At 61.9% G+C, this 4,945-nt stretch carries 2 protein-coding genes; both read left to right on the top strand.

Annotated features, from left to right (window positions below):
* Positions 1–621 (top strand): ATP-binding protein (locus V6590_RS20660; protein ID WP_335425598.1); only part of this gene is annotated, 621 nt, incomplete at its 5' end.
* A gap of 213 nt (positions 622–834) precedes the next feature.
* A complete protein-coding gene (locus tag V6590_RS20655; RefSeq protein WP_335425596.1) occupies positions 835–4,641 on the top strand; it encodes a calcium-binding protein in 3,807 nt (1,268 codons plus the stop codon).
* Positions 4,642–4,945 lie beyond the last annotated feature (304 nt).

Below are 4,945 nucleotides of genomic sequence, written 5' to 3'. Positions count from 1 at the left end.
GCGGCGAACCGGGGCAGGGCAGCGATGGTTCGGGCGCAATGGGCATCGGTTGAGGAATTGCGCCGGTCCTTGCCACTCCGGCCCTTCATCGCCGAGGCCGGCGACAGCGGGTTGAGCGATGCGCACCACCCCGTGATTGTCGAGATCAACGAGATCCTCGCGCGCGGCGCGCGGTTCGCCGACCAGCGCAACGTGGTCTTCATCGGCGGCACCGGAACCGGCAAGACTCACCTCGCCATCGCCATCGCACGTGCGCTCATCCGCAGCGGCACCCGCAGCCGCTTCTACATTGTCGTCGATCTGGTGAACCGGCTCGAGACCGAGACCCGCGGCGGCAAGAAAGGACGGCTGGCCGATTACATGACCCGCCTCGACTTCGTCATCCTCGACGAACTCGGCTATCTGCCCTTCGCGCAATCCGGTGGCCAACTGCTCTTCCACCTCATCAGCCTCCTCTACGAACGCACCTCGATCATCGTCACCACCAACCTCGCCTTCGGCGAATGGCCCACCGTCTTCGGCGACGCCAAGATGACTACAGCGCTCCTCGACCGCCTGACCCATCACTGCGAGATCATCGAAACCGGCAACGAGTCATGGCGCTTCAAAAACCGCGCCTGACCCGGACCAGGGCCTGAACCGCCTACACTCTGTGATCAGTTCCGTCGGCTCAGGCCCTGATCTCGACCTCGCAACGGGGGTCAATTTTGGACGCCGAAAGGGGGTCAGTTTTGCGTGCCGATTGGCAAGCTACCGTTGATTTTCATTCAACACCGGTGCAGGATTTTGCAGCAAAGGGGGGTCCAAGACGCCCCGGCATCCTGGGGAATTTTCATGGCACATTTTTCTGGTCGTCTGGGCACATCCTGGACTGAGGTGGTGTACGATGACGAGGGCAATATCGTCGGGTCGAACTTTTCCGGGGTGCTGATCCCCTCAAGCGCAACAGACATCATCCTTGGCTTTACCGGTTTCGGAACGCGCGCCGATATTCTGGAAGACGCGCTGGCGGGGACCGCGCTTGAAATCCGCAATCTCGATATTCTGGCCGGGGCAAGCCTGAACGGCTTCAGTTCCAACCTGACAATTCACGGTCTTGTCGAAAACGCCGGAAGCTGGATCCTGCAAACCGACCGGATGACGGTGATGGGCGCCAGTATCGAGAATGATGGCACCATCACCGTTCTCTCGGATGACAATCAGAACAACAATTCCTCGGTGCTTCGACTGGCTGCGCCCGAGGTTCAATTGCTGGGTGACGGAACATTGGTTCTGGGGTCGCGGTCGGTGGATGGTGGTGATAACAGCCTGTCCACCCAGCTGACTGGAACAGGTGGCGCACTCGGCCTGACTCTTTTGGAAAATTTCAGCACCATCGAAGGCGCGGGCACCATCGGGTTCAACAACAATCTTGGGGATCCGGGTGGCAATCTGGTGATCCAGAACAAGAGCGGCGGGCTGATTGATGCTAATGTCGCCGGGGTGCGGCTGCACATCTACAGCGCCACGGTGACCGATGCCAACCCCACAACGAATGCGGGCACCATGCAGGCCTCGGCCGGTGGGTCCCTTTACCTGCAGGCGCCGTTGGTTGAACAGACGCCGGGCGGGGTGATCCGCGCCAGCGGTGCGGGATCGCAGGTCGTGCTGCATGACGGCCATATCCGGGGCGGCCATTTGGCGACAGATGGGGGCGGGGTGATCCGAACCGGCAACTTCCACACGATCCTGAATGGCGGGCAGACCGCGACTACCAACCTGACACTTGATACCAACGCGCAGGTCTGGGGAGTGACCCTGCTGGAACTGCGCAACCGGATCGTGAACAAGGGCGATATCGTTCTGGATGGCTATGGGGGCGTTCTGGGCATTGGCGCAGATGGTGTGACACTGACAGGACAGGGTGAAGTAATCCTGTCGCGCGATCTGGGCGCGAACCTTGGTTATCACGCGGCCCGCATTCAGGGCATCGATCCCGACGCTACGGCGCTTTTGACCAATGTAGACAATGTGATCCATGGCGCGGGTCTGATCGGGCGACAATCCGGAATAGAAGCCCGGCGCATGTCGCTGATAAATGGGGATAATGGCGTCATCGCTGCTGACGATCGCGACGGCGCGCTTGAACTGCGGGGGTTTGAAACCTTTCGCAACAGCGGTGTCTTGCGGGCAGAAGCCGGGGCGCGGCTGGTGGTGGCCTCAGGTTCCGGAGATGTGGCTACCGGCCATGCCGACGAAGTGCAGGTGCTGAACAATCTGAACGGTGACTTGCTGGCCACCGGCGCTGGAGCTGTGGTCGAACTGGCGGGCAACAATGCGGATTTTGTGATCGAAGGCGGACGACTGACCGGGCGGCGTGGCGGCGAGATCCGCTTGATGAATGAAACTGCCGTGCTGGATGGCGGCACCGAGCGGGGCGCGGTGACGCTTGCAGGTGATATCCGCATCGAAGGGGGCGCGACCTTCCGGGGAGAAATTGCCGTTGATGGCACAGTCCATTTCGCCCGAGCCGCCGCCCATCGACTGATGATCGACGGTGCAGCGGAACTTGTCGGATCGGGCGAGATCTTGCTGGCAGAAGCCGACAGCACCAACTGGATCGGCTCCATTCGCGGATCAGAACCGGGGGAAGAGGCCAATCTGATCAATACCAGCACCCATATCCGGGGCGCGGGAATGATTGGCAGCATGATCGCGGGCAGCGGTGCAACCGGATATTTCCGCTATGGCCTGTCGCTGACCAACGGGGCCGAGGGGCGGATCAGCGCTGATCTTGCCGGGCGCGACCTCGTACTGGAGGGTCTGACCTCGTTCCGCAATCTGGGTTTGTTGGATGCTGCCGAGGGCGGCACCCTGCGGCTGCGGTCTGCGTTGGATGCCGGGTTTCGCGATCAGGACTGGCTGTTGAACAATCAGGGCGGCACAGTGCGCGCTGATGGCGCTGGTTCGGTTGTCCGTATCGAAGGCGGTACGGCCACCGGCACAGTGCGCGGCGGGCGGTTGGAAACGGCAGAAGGTGGGACGATCGAACTTGGCATCGGCGGTCGGCTTGATGGATCGGGGGCGACAGGTCCCGTTCAGAATGCCGGCTTGTTGCGCGTGGCGGGCGATGCGGGACTACGGAGCCAGATCGTCAATTCCGGCGAGATTGTCTTTGATGAAAGCGGGCCGCAACGGCTGATGATCGATCAGCGGGGCGCAGTTCTGTCGGGGGCGGGCCATCTGATGATGGGCGGCGGGCAAGGGCAGGACAGCCTGACCGGTGCCTATCGTGATCTGACGGATAGCCTGCCCGACCCGGCGCGGTTGACCAATCGCAACACCATCGAAGGGGACGGATTTATTGGGTCCCTTCAGGGGCGATCTGGCCATATGCTGCTCCAGATTGTGAATGATCGCTCGGGCGTTCTACGCGCGACCGAGGGCGAAACCCTTGTGATCGACACGGGTTATCTGCTGCGCAATGACGGTGTGATCGAAGCGCGTGGTGGCACACTGGATCTGCACGACAGGCTTGCAGGCAAAGGACGCTTGCAGGTAGCGGAAGGCGGCACGCTGATCCTGGGGCGGCTGTTTGAGGGCACCGTGCATCTGACCGGAGCCGGTCATGAAACCGTCAGATCACGCGACGGCTGGGATACGGCGGCGCAACTGCGGATTGTCGGCATGTCGGTGGGGGACCGCATCGAGCTTGGGTCGGTTGTCGGTTTCCCTGCAAATGCTGACTTTGAGGGGTTTGATTTTTCAACACGGGGCCTGTTCCGGTTCGATACCGGCACGGGGATGCGCAGCTTTGCGATCACCGGTCTGACCAAGACCGACCTGCAGGTGCAAACCGAAGATGGATTGTCACAGCTTGTTCGCGTGGCGGTGACCGAAGGCCGCGCCGGGGCCGACACGATGGCAGGTGGTCGAAGCGATGACCGTCTGAAAGGTCTGGGCGGGAATGACCTGTTCGAAAGCTCGACCGGGAATGACATCTTTGATGGTGGCGCCGGTATCGATGCAGTGACCTATGCGGACTTGCGCGGCCCGGTTCAGGTCACTTTGGGAAGTGGCGCGGCAGACGGGCTGGCCCTGTTGCCCGGTTCAGCAGGACAAGACATTCTGCGCAGCATCGAGAACGTGATCGGCGGCGGCGGCGATGATTGGATCACCGGCAATCAGGAAGCCAACAGGCTGGCGGGTTTCGGGGGCGATGACCGGCTGGACGGCGGGGCTGGCCGCGATCAACTCCTGGGGGGAACCGGCGCGGATACACTCTCGGGAGGGGGTGGGGCCGACACCCTGTTGGGCGGGCTGAATGGCGATGTGTTCCTATTCGACCTGAGGCCATCACGGGCGACGCAGGCCGATCGTGTGCTGGATTTCGATACCGGATCAGATCGGATTCATCTTTCTGCCGCAGCATTCCGTGGGCTGGGATCTGGCAGCGCCGAGGGAGCGCCGTTGGCCGCAGCGGCATTCAAGGTGATCGGGTCGGGCGGTGCGGTCGATCGCAACGATCGGGTGATCTATGACAGCACGACGGGCCAGCTTTTCCACGATGCCAATGGTGCGGCAGCGGGGCAGCGGGCGCTGATTGCGGTTCTGGATGCAGGGCTGAGCCTGACATCTGCCGATATCGACGTGATCCTGTGAGACAGCGACCGCGATCCACTGGGCGATGTCTGACTCCCGGGCCTTCATCCAGTATGAAGCACTGCGCCACCGCAGCGCCCATGATCTGGGCCAGGTCCTGTAGGCTCCCAGCCTATGCCAGCGGCTTTGCGGATTAGTCCGACTGTCGTTGGATCGCGGTCGCCCAACCCTCGACATGGTGGACCTGGACAATCTTCCGGTCCTTCATGGTGTGTCATCTTCACTCTGTCGCCAGAAAGCAGGTCACCATCGCCAACGCGCTGTGCAAGAGCCGTCAAAAATGGACCGCCGCGACGGTCTGATA

It is taken from the genome of Gemmobacter denitrificans (assembly GCF_036964905.1).
GTDB classification, from domain to species: Bacteria; Pseudomonadota; Alphaproteobacteria; order Rhodobacterales; family Rhodobacteraceae; genus Gemmobacter; species Gemmobacter denitrificans.
The sequence above is the reverse complement of the archived record's forward strand: the minus strand, read 5'-3'. Positions and strand labels throughout refer to the sequence as shown.